The organism is Streptomyces sp. NPDC056883 (genome assembly GCF_042788835.1).
GTDB lineage: Bacteria > Actinomycetota > Actinomycetes > Streptomycetales > Streptomycetaceae > Streptomyces > Streptomyces stoeckheimensis.
On sequence record NZ_JBHUBS010000003.1, the window covers coordinates 612,626 to 629,806 of the forward strand.

General features: G+C 73.2%; 14 protein-coding genes. 7 read left to right on the forward strand and 7 right to left on the reverse strand.

All coding sequences use genetic code 11. The features are described 5' to 3' along the window. Positions 1-144: 144 nt before the first annotated feature. The gene (locus ACFRU2_RS11815) at positions 145-828 is read left to right on the forward strand and encodes a hypothetical protein (RefSeq protein WP_382970776.1); all 684 of its coding nucleotides are present in this window, start codon (positions 145-147) and stop codon (positions 826-828) included. Between the two features lie 137 nt (positions 829-965). After that, positions 966-1,178 (forward strand): hypothetical protein, encoded by a 213-nt coding sequence (locus ACFRU2_RS11820; RefSeq protein WP_382970779.1) that lies wholly within the window; start codon positions 966-968, stop codon positions 1,176-1,178. Positions 1,179-1,184: 6 nt separating this feature from the next. Here ACFRU2_RS11820 and ACFRU2_RS11825 read toward each other — a convergent pair whose 3' ends face one another. After that, positions 1,185-2,300, reverse strand: coding sequence for a glycosyltransferase (locus ACFRU2_RS11825; RefSeq protein WP_382970877.1), 1,116 nt, complete (start codon positions 2,298-2,300; stop codon positions 1,185-1,187). Positions 2,301-2,323: 23 nt separating this feature from the next. Next, positions 2,324-2,863 carry a WcaF family extracellular polysaccharide biosynthesis acetyltransferase gene (locus ACFRU2_RS11830; protein ID WP_382970782.1) on the reverse strand — a complete coding sequence of 180 codons (540 nt, stop codon included), beginning with the start codon at positions 2,861-2,863 and terminating at the stop codon, positions 2,324-2,326. A gap of 122 nt (positions 2,864-2,985) precedes the next feature. Between ACFRU2_RS11830 and ACFRU2_RS11835 the strand changes: the two genes are divergently transcribed. Further along, entirely contained in the window at positions 2,986-4,491 is a 1,506-nt protein-coding gene (locus tag ACFRU2_RS11835; RefSeq protein WP_382970880.1) for a hypothetical protein, read from the forward strand. A 54-nt stretch (positions 4,492-4,545) separates the two neighbouring features. Then, the gene (locus ACFRU2_RS11840; RefSeq protein ID WP_382970784.1) at positions 4,546-5,127 is read left to right on the forward strand and encodes a TetR/AcrR family transcriptional regulator; all 582 of its coding nucleotides are present in this window, start codon (positions 4,546-4,548) and stop codon (positions 5,125-5,127) included. Positions 5,128-5,188: 61 nt separating this feature from the next. Here ACFRU2_RS11840 and ACFRU2_RS11845 read toward each other — a convergent pair whose 3' ends face one another. From ACFRU2_RS11845 to ACFRU2_RS11855, 3 genes are read right to left on the reverse strand one after another with little or no spacing between them, the layout of a single operon-like run. Further along, positions 5,189-6,445, reverse strand: coding sequence for a hypothetical protein (locus ACFRU2_RS11845; RefSeq protein WP_382970787.1), 1,257 nt, complete (start codon positions 6,443-6,445; stop codon positions 5,189-5,191). Continuing rightward, positions 6,442-8,214 (reverse strand): lipopolysaccharide biosynthesis protein, encoded by a 1,773-nt coding sequence (locus ACFRU2_RS11850; protein WP_382970790.1) that lies wholly within the window; start codon positions 8,212-8,214, stop codon positions 6,442-6,444. Before ACFRU2_RS11850 ends, ACFRU2_RS11845 begins: the two co-directional genes overlap by 4 nt. Continuing rightward, on the reverse strand, positions 8,211-9,416 hold the full coding sequence (locus ACFRU2_RS11855) for a glycosyltransferase (RefSeq protein ID WP_382970883.1): 1,206 nt from the start codon (positions 9,414-9,416) through the stop codon (positions 8,211-8,213). The genes ACFRU2_RS11850 and ACFRU2_RS11855 overlap by 4 nt, the downstream gene beginning before the upstream one ends. 172 nt (positions 9,417-9,588) lie before the next feature. Here ACFRU2_RS11855 and ACFRU2_RS11860 point away from each other — a divergent pair, with 172 nt between their 5' ends. Continuing rightward, positions 9,589-10,062 carry an adenylyltransferase/cytidyltransferase family protein gene (locus ACFRU2_RS11860; protein WP_250744809.1) on the forward strand — a complete coding sequence of 158 codons (474 nt, stop codon included), beginning with the start codon at positions 9,589-9,591 and terminating at the stop codon, positions 10,060-10,062. A gap of 46 nt (positions 10,063-10,108) precedes the next feature. On the opposite strand, the gene ACFRU2_RS11865 is transcribed toward ACFRU2_RS11860, so the two are convergent. Together ACFRU2_RS11865 and glgX are read right to left on the reverse strand one after the other, a co-directional pair. Beyond that, the gene (locus ACFRU2_RS11865) at positions 10,109-10,852 is read right to left on the reverse strand and encodes a CDP-alcohol phosphatidyltransferase family protein (protein WP_382970793.1); all 744 of its coding nucleotides are present in this window, start codon (positions 10,850-10,852) and stop codon (positions 10,109-10,111) included. A 106-nt stretch (positions 10,853-10,958) separates the two neighbouring features. Then, entirely contained in the window at positions 10,959-13,175 is a 2,217-nt protein-coding gene (glgX, locus tag ACFRU2_RS11870; RefSeq protein ID WP_382970885.1) for a glycogen debranching protein GlgX, read from the reverse strand. Between the two features lie 372 nt (positions 13,176-13,547). On the opposite strand from glgX, the gene ACFRU2_RS11875 reads away from it, so the two are divergent. Next, on the forward strand, positions 13,548-14,744 hold the full coding sequence (locus tag ACFRU2_RS11875; RefSeq protein ID WP_382970796.1) for an Ig-like domain-containing protein: 1,197 nt from the start codon (positions 13,548-13,550) through the stop codon (positions 14,742-14,744). Between the two features lie 135 nt (positions 14,745-14,879). Continuing rightward, positions 14,880-17,093, forward strand: a complete 2,214-nt coding sequence (locus ACFRU2_RS11880; RefSeq protein ID WP_382970799.1) for a choice-of-anchor A family protein — start codon at positions 14,880-14,882, stop codon at positions 17,091-17,093. Positions 17,094-17,181 lie beyond the last annotated feature (88 nt).

Sequence of the window (17,181 nt, forward strand, 5' to 3'; positions counted from 1 at the left end):
GGGGGGGGGGGGGGGAGGGGGGGGAAAGAGGGTAGGGCCCGCGGGTGGGGGGGGGGGGGGGGGCGGGGGGGGGGGTGGGGGGGTTTGTTTTTCCCCCCCCCCCCCCCCCCCCCACTCCCCTCTCTTACGTACGGGAGCCACCTCATGTACCGACGCTCCGCGGCGGCCGCTGTCCTGCTCGCCGCCGCCCTGACGCTGACGGCCTGCAGTTCGGGCGGCGACGGCAAGTCCGAAGCCTCGGCCGCCTCGCCCAAGCCGCCGGCCGCCTCGTCGGCCCCCGACCCGGCCGACGCCACGGACGCCCCGGCGACGGCCGCGCCGGACGCGAAGCCGACGGGTGCCGTCCTGCCGGACGCGAAGCTCGTCCCGAAGACGGGCAGCTTCACCGCTCCGCAGAAGCAGTACCTGAGCGGCAGGGTCCCGGAGAAGATGGACCCGGCGGCCGTCCTGCAGAGCGGCCAGGAGTCCTGCCAGCGGGTGGAGCGCACGGCGAAGCGGGACAAGGACGCGGCGGTCGGCGCCCTCGTCGCCGGGGAGATCCCGGGCGCGAAGGACGCGATCACCTTCCTCTGCCCGGAGCAGAAGCCGGTCCTCGACGCCTCGGCGAAGGGCTTCCCGGACGGTACGAAGGAATCCCCGGCGGCGGGCACGTACCGCGCGCTGACCCAGAGCACCACGTGCACCTGGGAGGCCAAGGGCAAGGACGGCGCCGCCCTCGCCTCGGGCCCGGAGACCCCGCTGAAGCCGGGCGACAAGATCACCGCCAAGATCCCGGCGGGCACGGCCCAGTTCGTCTCGAACGGCTGCTACGCCTGGATCCCGGCGTAGGCCCTCCGCCACCCGCCCCGAACGCCCCCGCCGCCCGGACTCCCGGGCACCGGGGGCGTTTTCGTTCCCGCATCGGGGGCATCCGCGCCTCCAGACGGCGGGGCTGCACCCCGTCCACGAGGCTGGAGGCGAATGCGATGAGGGGCATCAGCGGTTGCATAGGCCTGATCGTGGTGGGGGCCATCCTCACCTTCGCGAGCGACTGGCAGCTGCAGAGCGTCAACCTCGACCTGGTCGGGGTCATCATGATGGTCGCGGGCGCCATAGGCCTCGCGGTCTACGCGAACGTCCTCAAGCGCCGCCGAGTCGGCGCCCTCCCGGTGGTGGACGAAACCCGCCGCGGCCTCTGAGCCTTGTCAGGGGGAGATGTCCCCGTAGACCCCCAGCAGCGTGTCCAGGACGGCGTCCATCGAGAAGGCGGACGCGGCCAGTTCGCGGGCGGACTTCGAGGACGTGGCGTTCTCGGACGGGTCCAGGAGGGACAGGACCGCTTCCGCGACGCCCGCCGGGCCCGGGTCGACCGCGCGGCCCGCGCCCGCGCGGGCGATGTCGCGGGCCAGGCCGTTGGAGTGGGTCACCACCGAGGGGACGCCCACCGACAGGGCCTCCAGGACCGACATCGGGAACGGCTCGTCCACCGAGGGCAGTACGTAGACGTGGGCGCGGCGCAGCTCCGTCAGGACCTCCGTGCCGGACAGGGCTCCCGGGACCGTGAAGCGCGCGGAGAGGCCCAGCTCCGTGATCCGGGCGCGCACCGCCGCGAGTTCGCCCTCGTCCGGGCCGGCCACGACGAACTCCGCGTCCGGGTGCACCGCCAGGACGGCCGGGGCGGCGTCCACGAAGTCCACCGGGCGTTTGCGGGCCTGCAGGCGGGCCGAGTAGAGGATCCGCGGAGGCCCGGACGGGGCGGGGCGCTCGTCCTGGGCCGGGGTGCCGTTGACCAGGCGGACGGTGTTCGGGAGGGGCGCCCCGGCCACGGCGTCGAGGCCTTCGCGCTCGTGCGGGGTGAGGTAGAGGAGCGCGTCGGCGCCGCGCAGCAGACGGCGTACCGCCACCGCGTCCAGCACCTTGGCCAGCAGCTTCCCGCTCGGGTCGACCATGCCGTGGGTCTGCAGGACCAGCGGGATGCCGGCCCGCAGCGCCGCCAGGGCGACGGGCAGGGTGACCAGGTCCCGCGCCAGGTGGACGTGGACCACGTCGGCGCCCCGCACCAGGCGGCCCGCGGAGGCGAGCAGGGCCGGCGAGGTCATCCCGCTGAAGCCGAGGGGGAGCAGGCGCCGGGCGGGGAAGAGCTTCGCCGGTACCCCCTCCACCGAGGTGGGCCAGGGCTCCGGGAACCCCTCGCCCAGTGCCAGCAGGTTCGCCTCGTGGCCGCGGGCCCGCAGCCCCTTGGCCAGGTTCAACGCGACCCGTACCGGGCCGCCGAAGGCGTGCGTGGGGGAGTGCAGGGTGACGGCGTGCAGGACCCTCAAGGCGGGCTTCACCGGGTCGGCGTTCATTTCGGCTCCTCGACCGGGCGGCGGTGCCCGTCCTGGGTCTGCAGGGTCAGCGCGGGGAGGTCCTTGTGGACCACGGACCCGGCGCCGGCGACCGCGCACCGGCCGATGGTCACCCCGGCCAGCACGGTGGCCCGTACCGCCACCCACGCGCCGTCCTCGACGGTGACCGGCGCGTTGCGGTAGCGGAAATCGGCGGCCCGGTGGTCGTGCGAGCCGGTGCACAGCAGCGCCTCCTGCGAGACGCAGGCGTGCGCGCCGATCGTCACGGGCTCCAGGTTGAGTATCCAGGCGCCCTCGCCGATCCACGCGTGGTCGCCCACGGTCAGCTTCCAGGGCCACAGCACCCGGACCCGGTGGCGGATCAGCACCCCTTCGCCGATCCGCGCCCCGAAGGCCCGCAGCAGCGCGACCCGCAGCCGGGCGGGGCACAGCCAGCTCATGAAGAGCGTGTTCATCACGGCGAACCAGAGCGCCTGGGTCAGCCGCCCGCGCCCCTTGTCGTATCCGGCCAGCGTGAAGGCAGGAAGATCACGCACGGGCACCCCCTCGCACTGCGGCCCCAACGGCGCCTCCGAAGGCGCCTCCCCGGGCGCCGACCGCTCAGACTAGACTGCGGCCGGATCAGGCACAGGGGGTGGGGGCAAGCGTGGCGACCGACATGCGCGGGACCGCTGCCAGGGCGGTCAGGCCGGTGCCGCCGCGGCCGGGCGAGGAGAAGACCTGGGGGCGGGTCACCACGCCGCGGACCCTGCTCTCCCGGGCGCTCTCCGTCCCGCTGGCCCTCGGATTCACCGTCTTCCTGCCCCTCTTCGTCGCCGTGCAGCCCGGCGCCGGTCAGCACGATGCCGCCTTCTGGCTCCAGCTCCTGCTCACCATGTACGCGGGCGCCCGGCTCTCGGCGATGGTCCTGACCAGCCGCCGCAAGCTGCTCCAGGGCTCCTTCTGGCTCTTCGTCTACATGGCCATGGGCGTGGCCCCCCTCGCGCAGGCCGTGCTCGGCCAGGTCCCGACCCCCGTCGTCGGCCCGCGCTCCGACCTCACCGCCGCCATCGGCCTGGTGCTGCTCGGCTGCGCCGTCTTCGACGTGGGCGTGCTGCTGGCCCGGCACCGGCCGGCCGGCCGCGCGGGCGGTTCGCTGAAGGAGCCGCGCCCGGTCATGGCGCACCGCAGGCGCCTCTACGTGCTGACCGGCGTGGCGTTCCTGGGCGGGGCGGCCCTGATCGTGAAGCTCGGCGGTCCGGCGGTGTTCTTCTCCAGCCGCCAGGAGATCATCGCGGGCATCGAGGAGGCGGGCGTCTCCCAGGACGGCCAGGCGGGGCAGGCCCTGCTGCGCGGATTCGGCACGGTCCCCGCGCTGTTGGCCCTGCTGCTGTACACGCGCTGGCTGATCACCTCGAAGTTCGCCCGCCGCAAGATGTCGATCATCACCACGTGGTCGGCGCTCGTGGTCCTCAACCTGATCGTCAACAACCCGATCTCCAACCCGCGCTACTGGTTCCTCACGGTCATGTTCTCGCTGCTCTTCACCGTCTTCCCGGTGAGCGCCGCGATGTACCGGGTGGCGCTTTCCATGGCCGTGGTGGTCGCCCTCCTGATCTTCCCGTTCGCGGACCGCTTCCGCTACGACGAGAAGAACTACAAGCCGGTCGAGACGACCTCGTTCCTGGAGCCGATGGCGCTCAAGGACTACGACCAGATCGGCATGTTCGCGAACACGATCACCTTCGCCGAATCGGGCCCCGGCCATTCCTACGGGCGCCAGCTCGCGGGATCGGTCTTCTTCGCGGTGCCGCGCTCGGTGTGGTCGGGCAAGCCGCGCGACACCGGCGTGATGGTCGGCCAGTGGATGGGCACGGTCAACACCAACCTCTCCTCGCCGATCTGGGCCGAGCTGTGGCTCGACTTCGGGCCGCTGGGCATGGGGGCGGGGCTCCTGGGGATGGGGTACGCCTCCGCCCGCGTCGACCGGCGTTACGCGAAGCGCGCACGGCGCAGTTCGCCGCCCGGCAGTCTGATCTCCACGGTGGTCCCGCTGGTCGCGGGGTACTCCTTCATCCTGCTGCGCGGGCCGCTGCTCCAGGCTTCGGGCCGGATCGCCATCGCGGGGATGTGCCTGGCGCTCGTGGCCACGTACCGGCAGGACCGGTCCACCTCCCTGCGCTAAACGTGGAACCACTCAACTTGTGCACCTGATACGCACCGCCGGTACAGTGGTGCCATGACCGAGACCGTGGGGCGCCGCGAGCGCAAGAAGGCCCAGACCCGCAAGGCCCTGGCCGATGCCGCGCTGAGCCTGTTCCTGGAGCACGGGTACGACAAGGTCGGCGTCCGTGACGTGGCGGAGGCGGCCGACGTCTCGGTGACCACGCTGTTCAAGCACTTCCCGAGCAAGGAAGCGCTGGTCTTCGACGAGGACGAGGACGTCGAGGCCGCGCTCGTCTCGGCCGTACGGGACCGCGCGCCCGGGCAGTCGGTCCTGCACTCCCTGCGCGAGCACTTCGTGGAGACCCGGGCGAGCCGGCGGATCGACGACCCGGCGGTGATCGCGCACATCGGCCTGGTCCGGGAGACGCCGGAGCTGCAGGAGTACTGGGACCGGATGTGGCGGCGCCACGAGGTCGCGCTCGCCGCCGCCATCGCGGAGGAGGCCGGCGCCCCCGAAGGCGACCTGAGGTCCGCCGCGCTGGCCCGCTTCGTGATGGACACCGCGAGCCTGATCCGCGGTCAGGAGGACCAGCACCAGGCCATGCGCGAGCTGTTCGCCCTGATCGAAGCGGGCTTCGGCGCCACCCCGGCCTGACGGCGACTCGCGACTCCCGGCCTGACGGCGCCCCCGGGCTGCCCCCCCCGGGAGCCCGGCCTCAGGCCGCCCGGACCTGGTCCGAGGGGCCCGCGGCGGCCGGTTCGGGGTCCGGTGCGGGGGCGGGCAGCCGGGCCACGCGCAGCCAGCCCGCCGCGGCCTTCGAGGCGGAGCCGAGGGCGAGGCCCCAGGCGGCCCCGGCCACGCCCCAGACGGCGTACCCGCCCAGCAGCAGCCCCACCGACAGCAGCGAGAACACCACCTGGAGCGAGAGGGTGGCCTTCGGGTTCAGCACCCGCAGGGTCAGCAGCGCACAGGTGCCGAGCCCCATGACGGCGTACTGCGCGCCGGTCGCGGGCAGCAGCGCGGCCGCCGCCTGCCAGGTGTCGCCGAGCAGTTCGCGGCCGGCCCGCTCCGGCAGCGCGTACAGCACGGCCCCCCACGCGGCGCCGGTCACCGCGAGCGCGCCGCCCATCAGCGCGGTCAGCCGGACCACGCCCCGCTTCCCCGACGCCCGGCCGACGACCGGCGGCCCGAAGGAGTTCGCGGAGTTGAACAGCACGTTGAGCGGTCCGAAGAGGGTGGTCGCGCCGCGCAGCGCTCCCACGGCCAGCGGGGTCGCGAAGACGCCGAGTCCCAGGACGGCGAGCTGGCTGGAGCCGTTGCCCACGGCGAACTCGAGCACGAACCGCTGCCCGAGGTGCCCGCGCCGCAGGTACGGCCGCAGGTCGGCGGCGGCGCCGCGCACCGAGGGCCGCAGCAGCCACAGGCCCAGCGCGAGCGCGGGCAGCGCCGACACCCCCCACACCAGCACCAGGCGCCCGGCCGACGCGCCCTCGGGCTGGAGCAGCAGTGCGGGCACCACGCAGGCGAGGCGCAGCGCGTCGGCGGCCAGCGCCCGCTGGGGCGCCCGCAGCGCGGAGAAGCAGTAGCGCAGCCCGTCCTGGAGCAGCACCAAGGGCAGGACGAGTCCCAGCGCGAGGAACGCCCGTCCGGTGGCCCCGGGCAGCAGCAGGCCCACGAGGGCCACCACGGCGCCGACCGCAGTCGAGGCGGCCCCGGTGAAGGAGAGCCCCGAGCGGCAGGCCGCGGCGAGGCCGCCGGTGGCGCGGTCGTCCTTCTCCAGCACCAGGGTCTGGCCGACGTAGGCCATGTTCAGGCCGAGCAGCACGGTGAAGGTCACGTAGACCATCGTGAAGTCGGCGAAGCCGGCCGCCGAGGAGAGCCGGGCGGCCAGCACCAGGACCAGGATGTTCGTGGCGCTGGACGCGGCCTGGTCCAGCACCGAGGCGACCGCCGCGAGGCCGCGCCGGCTCACCGCCGGCCCGTGCGGACCGTACGCAGGGCGACCGTGTCGGTGCCGTCGCCCGGGATGTGCTGAGCGGCGTCGGCGGCGGCCACCTCGTACGGGATCGGCTGCGGCTCCCGCGAACCGGGCCGGGGCGCGGGCGCGGGCGGCGCGGGCCGGGGCTCCTCTGCGGCGGGGTCGCCGCCCTTGGGGGCCCGGCCGAGGCCGCGCTTCTTCTCGCCCGGCAGCGGTGCGTGCAGGACGGCGCCCAGCACCGTGCCGCCGGCCCCGCTGATCAGCTCGCGGATGCGGGAGAGGTCGGTGCGGCGCACCGCACCGGGGTTGCAGACCACCAGGACCCCGTCGACGCGGTCGACGAGCGCGAGGGCGTCGGCGTACGAGAGCACGGGCGGGGCGAGCACCACGACGGTGGAGTTGGGGGAGTCGGCCTCGGAGATCAGCCGGGAGGCCCGCTGCGAGGTCAGCGCGCGGGGTACGTTGCGCACCCGCTCGCCCGGGATCAGGTCGAAACTGCCCGATTCCCCGGCGTCCACGAGGAGCTGGCGGCCGTCGGGCCACTCGGTCTCCCCGTGCTGCGCGCCGGGGGCGCCCTGCGACTGGCTCCAGCGCGGCCGGCCGGCGGCGTCGGTGGGCAGCTGGCTGGCCAGGACCGGGGTGCGCAGGTCGGCCTCGATGAGGAGCACGTCCTTGCCGGTCTCCGCGAAGGAGGCGGCCAGGTTCACCGCCACGGCGGCGGCGATCTCACTGCTGCCGCGCGGGGCGACCACCAGGAGGCGGCGCCGGTCCGCGAAGCGGGCGTCGTAGGCGAGACGGAAGGCCACCGAGCGGAACTCCTCGGCCAGCCGGGGGTCCTCCTCGCCCGCCGCGAGCAGCGGCCCGCCGTCGGCCTTGCCCCGCGGCAGGGAACCCAGTACCGGCGCGCGCAGGGCCCGGGCGACGTCGCCCTCGGAGCGCGGAGCCGGGTCGAAGACGAGGCGCACCCAGGCGCCGAGCAGGCCCAGCGCGAGGCCCACGGCCGCGCCGAGCGCGAGCGACATGGGCAGTCCGGGGCCGTCGGCCCCGTGCGGCGGCACCGCGGTGCTGGTGACCCGGCCCGGGGTCATGTCCAGGGCCTGGAGCTTGGCGATGTTGCCGTTGAGGGTGTTGATCTTGCCCTGCTGGTCGGTCTTTGCGGAGTACGCGGCGTCCCGCGCCGGACCGGCCGGCATGCCGGTGATCTGCTTGGACAGCTCCTCGAGCTGCTTGACCACCGGATCGCGCTGCTCCTGGTAGCCCTTGACCATCTTGTCGCGGGTGACGTCGAGGGCTTCCTGCCGCTTGAGCAGGTAGGCCTCGGTCATCGCGTTGGCGCGCTTGGCGGCCTGGGCGGGGGAGGAGGCGGTGTAGGTGAAGCGCAGCACCATCGTCTGCGGGGGGTTGGTCACCTGCAGACCGGCGCGCAGGGCCGAGAAGTCGGTGGACGAGACCCCGAGCTTCTTCGCGGCCTCGTTGGCTATGGAGCTGGAGAGCGCGACCTGCCGCTCCGAGCCGATGTTGATCGCCTTGTCGGGGGCGAGGCTCGGGTTGAAGGGGTCGTCGGTGGGTGCGCGCAGCACGATGTCGGCGGTGGCCACGTAGGTGTCCGCCGTGGAGACGCCGAGGTAGACCCCGCCGAGCAGGCCGATGCCCACGCCCGCGCCGATGAGCCGGCGGTAGCGCAGGAGCTGGCGGAACTGGTCCCGGAGCAGGTCCGGTTCGTCCTCGGCCGGAGCCGCTGCCGGTCGGTTGGTCTCGATCACGGCCGGGGACCCCCAAGTGCTTCGTCCATCAGTGCGTCGATGCGGGCGAGGCCCGCCTCGCGGCTCAGGTGCGCCGCCACGTGGCGCGGCCCGGCCGCCCCCAGCGCGTCCGCGCCCGCGGGGTCCTCGGCCAGCGCCCGTACGGCCTTCAGCAGGGCCTCCGGGTTCTCCGGCGGTACGAGCACCCCGGCGCCCGAGCGCTCCACTTCCTGGGCGGTCCCGCCCAGCGCCGCGACGGAGGCGACGACGGGACGGCCGGCCTGGAAGTACGAGGTCAGCTTGGACGGCACGCTCATGTCCATCACGGCGGCGTGCTGCGTGACCGCGAGCACGTCCGCCGCGGCGAGGATATCCGGGAACTCGCCGTCCGCGGCAGGGGGGATGATGTCGAGATTGGGAACATCGGCCGCCAGGTCGGCGAGGGCGGAGCGCTGGCTTCCGTCGCCCATCAGCACGAAACGGACGCTCGGGTCGAGCCGGGCGGCGCCGACGAGGACCTCCAGCCCCTGCTTGAGCCCCATGTTCCCGGAGTGCAGGACGACGGTCTGGCCGGGAGCCCACCCGAGGTGGTGGCGGGTCCGGCCGCGCGGCTTGGTGGGCAGCGCCACGTGGGACCAGTTGGGGACGAGCCGGATCCGCTTGGGGTCCACGCCCATGCCGACGACCCGGTCGACGAACGTCTCGTGGATCACACCGACGAGGGCGGCCCGCTTCAGGGCGTGGGCCTCGGCCCGCCCGGCGAACGCGGCCGCCTTGTCCCCGCCGCTGATCCCGCTCTGTGCGGCGGCGGCGCCCATCAGGTCCTGGACGACCGGGACGAAGGGGACCTTCCAGCGTGCCGCGAGACGGGCGGCCACCAGGCCGCCGGCCAGGCTCGGCATCTGGGCGAGGACCGCGTCCGGCTTGGCCATCCGGGGCGGGGCCACGGAGCCGTGCAGCAGAATCGATCCTTCGAAAAGGGCCCGCCGGAGGGCGGTTTGGCGCGGGGGGACGGTGTGCGCGCGCCGGTGCACGGTGACGCCCGCGCGCTGTTCCGTGCGCCGCAGCGCCCCCTTGTACTCCGGCTCGACGGACCAGGCCGGGTAGTGCGGCATGCCCGCCAGGACGTGGGTCTCGTGACCGAGATCCGCCCAGTGCTCCGCGATCTGGGTGGCGTACGGGCCGATGCCCGTGTGCTCGGGGGCGTAATTCGTGGAAACCAGCAGCAGGCGCCGCTGACCGGATTTCGACACTGGACGTCCCCCTCTCACCAGGATGATGCGCACGTCACCCTATTCGTTCACCGGCAACAGGGGGAACGTGCACGCTATTGTCTGCTAATCCGCCACACCGGGGTGTGCGGCTTCTGGGGGATAACACGTGACGGAGCAGGACATGTCGGAATTTGCCGAGCCTGGACGTAGACCACACCGCATCGGATATGCACCAGGTGCCTACGATCTCTTCCATATCGGACACCTCAACATCCTTCGCCACGCCCGGAGTCAGTGCGACTACCTGGTGGCCGGTGTCGTGTCCGACGAGATGGCGGAACTCGCCAAGGGGCGACGCCCGGTGATCCCGCTCGTCGAGCGGCTCGAGATCGTCCGCAGCGTGCAGTACGTGGACGCCGCTTTCGTCGAGACCGTCCCGGACAAGGTCGAAACGTGGAAGCAGGTCCGGTTCGACGTCATATTCAAGGGCGACGACTGGCGCGGCACCCCCAAGGGCGACCAGCTGGAAAGGGACTTCGCCGTGCACGGGGTCGAGGTCGTCTACTTCCCGTACACGGTCCACACCTCCAGCACCCAGCTGCGCCGGGCCCTCGACGTGCTGTCGGAACCGCTCGCCACGGAACAGCGGGGCTGAGCGGCGCGACGGCGGGGCAGGGCGGCCGGCGGGGCCCCGGCCCCGGTCACTTCGGTACGGCGCCGAGCTCCCGGTACCACTTCGCGAGGAACGCCAGCAGGAACAGCGCGGCCATCACACCCGCCCCGGCGTAGGCCCAGCGGAACGCGCCGCTGCCGCCGAGGAGCAGGAACACCAGGCAGAACACCCCGTAGTCCACGGGCAGCAGCGCCACCGCGCGCAGGGTCGACGGCGCGGCGGCCGCGCTCCCCGGCGCCGGCTTCGGCTTGAGCTTCTCCGTCAGCAGCCCCCCGAAGAAGGTCACGACCGCGGCGAGCTGGAAGCCCAGGGGCACCAGCAGCCACCCGGCCGAGGCGGCTCCGTCCGCCCCGGCGCCGATCCCGTAGGCCTCGGGGAAGCGGTAGAAGGCGATCAGCACGCAGGTGTGGAGCGCGGTGAGCTTCGCGCAGTCCACGACGTGGTCCAGCCACTCGCCCGCCGCACTGCCGCCCCCGCGGAGCCGGGCGAGCTGTCCGTCGGCGGAGTCGAAGGCGAAGCCGACGGCGAGCAGGGCCCACACCGCGAGCCCCAGCGCCCACGAGGGCGGGACCAGGGCGACGGTGGCCGCACCCGCGAAACTCAGGGCGGCGCTGATGAGCGTCACCTGGTTCGGGGTGAGCCCGAGCGCGTACGACCCGGCGGCCAGGTACCGTCCGACGGGCCGGTTGACGAACCGGGAGTAGAGCGACACGCCCTTCGCCGACTTCTGCGCCCCGCGCAGCTCCCGCAACGCGGTTCCGACACTCGCCATCGACACAACCCCTCGAACATCCGTATACGCGTGCGTGCGTACGAAGGCCACATCATTGCAGGGTGTTCCGAAGGCTCCCGACCGGCTCGGGGGCACGGCTTCCGGATCAGGCCGGGCCCACCACCTTCAGCAGCAGCACCGCACGGGCCGGGACGGTCACGCTCTCGCCCCCGCGGTGCACGGTGGCGGGCGCCGCCGCCTGGTCCTCCCGGGAGGTGTCCAGGACCAGTTCATACGCGCGGCCCCACGGCGCCCCCGGCAGCACCCACGCCACCGGCCGGTCCCCGGCGTGCAGCAGCGCCAGGAAGCTGTCGTCCGTGACCTGCCGCCCGCGCTCGTCGCGGCCCGGGATGTCCTGCCCCGACAGGTACAGGCCCACCGACCCGGCCGGGGCGTACCAGTCCCGCTCGGTCATCTCCGCCCCCGCCGGGGTGAACCAGGCCAGGTCCCGCAGCCCGTCCGCCCCTTGCGAGCGCCCCGAGAAGAACGCGCGGCGCCGCAGCACCGGATGGGCCCGGCGCAACGCCAGCAGCCGCCGGGACAGCGCCAGCAGCGCCTGCCAGGACGGGTCCTCCAGCAGAGACCAGTCCACCCAGCTCGTCTCGTTGTCCTGGCAGTACGCGTTGTTGTTGCCGCCCTGCGTCCGGCCGAACTCGTCGCCCGCCACCAGCATCGGCACCCCGGTCGACAGCAGCAGCGTGGTCAGGAGGTTGCGCAGCTGCCGCCGGCGCAGCGCCGCGACCCGCGGATCCGTGCCCTCCGCGGGCTCGCCCTCCACCCCGCAGTTCCAGGACCGGTTGTCATTGGTCCCGTCCCGCCCCGCCTCGCCGTTCTCCTCGTTGTGCTTGGACTCGTACGAGACCAGGTCGCGCAGGGTGAAACCGTCGTGCGCGGTGATGAAGTTGACCGAGGCGTACGGCCGCCGCCCGCCCCACGCGTACAGGTCGCTCGATCCCGACAGCCGGTACCCGAGGTCCCGTACGTCGGGCAGGGCGCCGCGCCAGAAGTCCCGCACGGCGTCCCGGTAGCGGTCGTTCCACTCCGTCCACAGCGGCGGGAACGCCCCCACCTGGTATCCGCCCGAGCCCACGTCCCACGGCTCGGCGATCAGCTTCACCCGTCGCAGCACCGGATCCTGGGCGATCACCGCGAGGAACGGCGAGAGCATGTCCACGTCGTGCATCGAGCGGGCCAGCGCCGCCGCCAGGTCGAAGCGGAAGCCGTCCACCCCCATCTCCGTCACCCAGTACCGCAGCGAGTCGGTGATCAGGCGCAGCACGTGCGGCCGCCCGGCGTGCAGGGTGTTCCCGCAGCCGGTGTAGTCCGCGTACCGGCGCTGGTCCGACTGGAGCCGGTAGTACGCCCGGTTGTCGATCCCGCGCAGCGACAGCGTCGGGCCCAGCTCGCCGGCCTCCGCCGTGTGGTTGTAGACCACGTCGAGGATGACCTCGATCCCGGCCGCGTGCAGCGCCTTGACCATCCGCTTGAACTCGCCGACCTGCTGGCCGGTCGTACCGCTGGAGGAGTACGCGGCGTGCGGGGCGAAGTAGCCGATCGAGTTGTAGCCCCAGTAGTTGCGCAGGCCCCGGCGCAGCAGGTGGTCCTCGTGGGCGAACTGGTGGACCGGCAGCAGTTCCACCGCCGTCACCCCGAGCCCGGTCAGGTGCTCGATCGCCGCCGGGTGGGCGAGGCCCGCGTACGTGCCGCGCAGGTGCTCGGGGATGCCGGGATGGCGCATCGTGAAGCCGCGCACGTGCAGTTCGTAGATGACCGAATCGGCCCACGGGGTCTTCGGCCGGACGTCGTCCGCCCAGTCGTCGTCATCGTGGACCACGACCCCCTTCGGGACGTGCGGTGCCGAGTCGCGGTCGTCGCGCACGGTGTCCGCGATGTACTGCTGCGGCCAGTCGCGGACGTGCCCGTACACCTCCGGCGGCAGCAGGAAGTCCCCGTCCACGGCCCGCGCGTACGGGTCCAGGAGCAGCTTCGCCGGATTGTGGCGGGCCCCCGTCCACGGGTCCCAGCGCCCGTGCACCCGGAATCCGTACCGCTGCCCGGGGCGGACCCCCGGCAGGAAGCCGTGCCAGATCTCGTGGGTCAGCTCCGTCAGCGTGCAGCGGCTCTCGGAGCCGTCCTCCGCGAAGAGGCAGACCTCCACCGCCTCCGCGCCCTGGGCCCACAGCGCGAAGTTGGTCCCCGCCGTGCCGTCCGGCCCCTGGTGGAACCGGGCGCCCAGCGGATGCGCGGAGCCGGGCCACACGGGCGGGCCGGGGCGGGTCCGCTCCCGTACCCCCGCCGCATGGACTCTGACCTGGCCGTTCAACGTCCCGTTTCCGCTCCCGTTCCCGGCCACGCTTCCGTTTCCGGCCGCGCTTCCGTTTCCGGTCCCCTGTCCGGTCCCGGTCCCGGTCCCGTCGGGGTGGCCCGTCCCGTTCGGATGCCCGGTCCCCGCGACGGCTTCCACCGCCTGTTCCTCGGCTGCGCTCGACACTGCCCGCCTCCACGGCTCTCGGTACCTGCGGGGGTGGGGGAACTGCGGCCCCGGCGTCCCTGCCGCGGCCCGCCCCCGTCCGGTCCTTCCCACTGTTCTGCCCGGACTGTCCTGCCTGGAACGTGGGCCGCGCCCACGTTTCCCCCGGAGGGGCCCGGTCGTTGGAGGAACGTGACTTTTCTGACGAGGCGGGCAGGGGCGGGCTTGGCCGCCGTGGCGGTATGGGCGGGCCTCCTCGGAGGCCTGGCCGGATGCACCGAGAACGGCGGCTCCCCGATCGAGATCCAGCTGCCCGGCAAACCCCGGTCACCGGACGAGGCGATCAGGATCACCCCCGACGACAACGCCAAGGGGGTGCCGGCCGAGGGCCCGCTGCGGGTCACCGTGCCCGAGGGCCGTCTGGAGCGGGTCGTGGTCACCAAGGTGGAGGACGCCCAGGAGGAGAAGGTGCCCGGCGCCATCGCCGTCGACGGGCTCAGCTGGAGCCCCGACCCGGCAGCGGGCCGCCTCTCGCTCGCGGCCAAATACACCGTCGACGCGGTCGCGCTCGACGGGCACAACCGTCGCCAGGCCCGGCACACCACCTTCACCACCTACGTTCCCGAGGAGCGGTTCATCGGCTACTTCAAGCCCGAGAACCGATCGACCGTCGGCACCGGCATGATCATCTCCTTCGGGTTCAGCCGGTCCATCGAACGCCGCGCCGACGTGGAGCGGGCCATCACGATCACCTCCGACCCGGCCGTGGAGGTGGCGGGCCACTGGTTCGGCGACGAGCGCCTCGACTTCCGGCCCAAGACCTACTGGAAGCCCGGCACCGAGGTCACGGTGAAGATCGGCCTGCGGGACGTCGAGGGCGCCCCCGGCTCCTACGGGATCCAGGACAAGACCCTGCGCTTCACCGTCGGCCGCTCCCAGATCTCCACCGTCGACGCGGCCGCGCACACCATGGAGGTCCGGCGCGACGGCGAGCTGCTGTCCACCGTGCCGATCACCGCGGGGGCGCCGAAGAACATGACCTACAACGGGAAGATGGTGGTGATGGAGCTCTTCGACGTCACCCGGATGAACGGGCAGACCGTCGGCTTCGGCGGCGAGTACGACATCCCCGACGTCCCGCACGCCATCCGCCTCACCCGCTCCGGGACCTTCCTGCACGGCAACTACTGGGCGAGCCCGGACACCTTCGGCTCCACCAACGTCAGCCACGGCTGCATCGGACTGCGCGACGACAAGGGCGGCGGCTCGGACACCCCGGCCGGCTGGTTCTTCGACCGGACCCTGGTCGGCGACGTGGTGGAGGTCGTCAACTCGCAGGACAAGACGGTCGCCCCGGACAACGGGCTGGGCGGCTGGAACATGTCCTGGCCCACCTGGGTCGCGGGCTCCGCGCTCGGCTGACGCCCACCCCAGTCGAGTGATTGTCTTACCGGAATGACGTAGCGGGGGAGTGTCGGTCCGCCCGGCTCGCCGGAGCCCGCCGCCAGCCTGTACGGGGCCCGCACGCACGCGGCGGCGGGCGACGGACGGAGCGTCATGTCAGCAAGGAAGTGGACCCTCGGGCCCCTGGGGCTCGCCCTGGGGGCCGTACTGGCCGCAGGTGCCCCCGCGGCCCTGGCGGCTCCGGCCGCGCCGGGCCCCGGCGGACAGCAGCCGGCGCCGGCCCGGCATGCCGCCGCCTTGCGGGCCCCGCTGCCCGGCGGACTCGGTCCCTGCCTCGGGGCCGGGTGTCCGCCCCTGTTCCCGCCGGTCGAGGTCGGCACCAACCCCGCCGGCTACGACGAGAACATCAACATCTTCGTCGGCGCCGACTTCCTGGTCCGCGAGCGCGCCGCCGAGGCCGAGGGCAAGGTCGTCGTCCTCGGCAGCTTCGACCAGAACAAGAACCTGGCGGCGGCCGGCGGCGGCTACAACATCGGCATCGTCGGCGCGGGTTCGCTCGTGCGGCCCCCGGCCGGATCGGACTTCCTCACCACCGGCCGCAACGTCACCGTCGCCGCCCAGCAGCGGCTGATCTCCGACGGCGGCGTCGTCCGCCACGCGGGCACCGCCCCCGGGCCCGGCACCGTCACCGGCCCGCTGGTGGCCGACCCGGCCGCGATCACCCCGTACGCCGGCCTGCGCGACCAGCTCACCGCGGCCAGCCGCTGCTACGCCCGGACCGACGGCAGCCCGCGCCCGGCCACGGGCACGGCCGTCGTCATGGACGGCACCGCCGTCTTCACCGGGGACAACGCCTCCGCGCTCCAGGTCTTCAACGTGGACTTCGACCTGGCGAACCCGACCGGCGGCGCCGTCGGCATCCGCTTCGACCGGATCCCGGCCGGCGCCACCGTCCTGGTCAACGTCACGGGCGCGGCCCGCACCCTCAACACCTACAGCGGCACCATCAACGACACCGGGGCGGGCGCCGACCCCTGGAACGTCCTGCGCACGCGGCTGCTGTGGAACTTCCCCGACGCCACCACCGTCCAGCTGGTCGGCAGCGGCCAGTTCCAGGGCAGCGTGCTCGTCGGCGAGCAGGCCTCGCGCACCACCGTCACCCTGCCCGGCACCAACGGCCGCTTCTTCACCACCGGCGAGCTCGTCCACACCAGCACCGGGGGCGGCGGCCAGGAGTTCCACGCGTACCCCTTCAACGGCGACCTGCCCGACTGCGGGAACACCGTCCCGGTCACGGGCGCCGTCTCCGTCACCAAGCGGGACGACGCGGGCAACCCGCTGGCCGGAGCCACGTACGAACTGTGGCGTGAGACCAACGGCGCCCCCGGACCCCAGTTCACGAGCACCGGCGGGGACACCAAGGTCGACGACTGCGTGACCCCGGCGAGCGGCATCTGCTCCCGCACCGTCCCGCTCGGCACGTACTACTGGCGCGAGACGCAGGCTCCGGACGGCTACCGGCTCGCGGAGAACCCCGTCGCCGAACTGACGCTGACGGAGCAGAACGCATCCGCCGGCGCGAGCGCGAGCATGAGCAACGCGAAGCTTCCGGGCAGTGCCGAAGTGGTGCTGCGCAAGTCCGACGCGGACGGCGGGGAGCTGCTGTCCGGGGCCCGCTTCGAGCTGTGGCTCGAGACCAACAACGTGCCGGGCCTGCAGACCACCGGAGCGGACCCCGACGACCAGCTCCCCGGGTCCTGCACCACCGACGCGCAGGGAAGCTGCACGGTCCACCTCCCGGTCGGTGAGCGGTACTACTGGCGGGAGACGCAGGCACCGGCCGGCTACGACCTGCCGGTGAACCCGGTCACGCCGTTCGACCTCGACGCGAGCCACGTGACGACGGGCCTCGTCGTCGAGGTCACGGACAAGCGGACCGGGGATCCCGACTACGAAGGGTCGATCGAGGTCCTGAAGAAGGACGCGAAGACGAAGCGCCCGCTGCGCGGGGCGGTCTTCGAGGTGTGGAAGGAGACCAACAGCACCGTCGGCCTCCAGACGCGCGGCATCAACGCCGACACCAAGGTGACGGCGGGCTGCGCCACCGACGGGGCCGGGGCGTGCTCGTTCCCGGGCCTGGAGGAGGGCTGGTACTACGTGGTCGAAACGGCCGTGCCGGAGGGCTACGTCCTTCCCCGCAACCGGGTCACCGGTCCGCTCCACCTGGACGGGACCACCCCGGACCACCGCCTGGTGGTGACCCTGGAGAACAAGCGGGACCACCACGGCAAGGGCGGCAAGGACAAGGACAAGGGCGGCAAGGGCAAGGGCGGCAAGGACAAGCACCCGAAGCAGCCGCGCGCCTAGGCCGTCTCTTTCGGATCTTGCCGGGCCCGCGACGCCTGGCACCGCGCCTGGCCGCACTGCCAGGGCAACCGAGTACGTCCAGTACGCG